General features: G+C 62.4%; 1 protein-coding gene. It reads left to right on the plus strand.

Going from position 1 to position 655, the window contains the following annotated elements; all coding sequences use genetic code 11:
* Window positions 1-193: 193 nt before the first annotated feature.
* A partial coding sequence (locus CCD76_RS19475; RefSeq protein WP_179208982.1) for a DDE-type integrase/transposase/recombinase occupies window positions 194-655 on the plus strand: 462 nt, incomplete at its 3' end.

Consider the following 655-nt stretch of genomic DNA (forward strand, 5'->3'; position numbering starts at 1 on the left):
GCAGCATGGAGAACGGGTTCAAGGCCCGCCCTAAGGACATCCGTGAGCAGTACGAGTCCGAGATCCGAGAGACCAAGGAGGCACTGGGCGAAGCCCATCTGCAGATCCATGCGCTAAAAAAATTCAAGCGCCTGCTCGACGAGGACGAGAACTCATAAGGTCGCTGCAGGCGCAACTGGCCGAGGAAGGCCATGTGGTATCGCTCGTCAAGCTCTGCCGCTGGCTGGGGTTCCCCCGGCGGAGCCTGTATTACCGGCCCAAGCTGCGGCAGCGTGTCATCAATGCCGATCTGGCGGCACGGGTGAAGCTGACCCTGGAGCGGTTCCCCACCTACGGCTATCGCCGCCTGGCGTGTGTTCTGGGTGAGAACCGCAAGCCAATACAGCGCATCCTGCAGTTGAAAGGCTGGCAGGTGCGCAAGCGGCCACAGGGCTTCCGCCCGCGTGCCAAGAGCCTTCCGTCTGTCGCGTCACGGCCTGATGAACGCTGGGCAACGGATCTTACGCACGTGTGGTGCGGCAAGGATCGGCGGGCCAGCCTGGCGGTGATCATCGATTGCTGTACGCGAGAGATCCTCGGCTGGCGATTATCGGACAATGGCAGCAGCAAGACCGCTGAGGCCGCGCTGGAGGAAGCGCTGATCTATCGATTGGGG

Source organism: Salinicola salarius, from assembly GCF_002179555.1.
GTDB lineage: Bacteria > Pseudomonadota > Gammaproteobacteria > Pseudomonadales > Halomonadaceae > Salinicola > Salinicola salarius_A.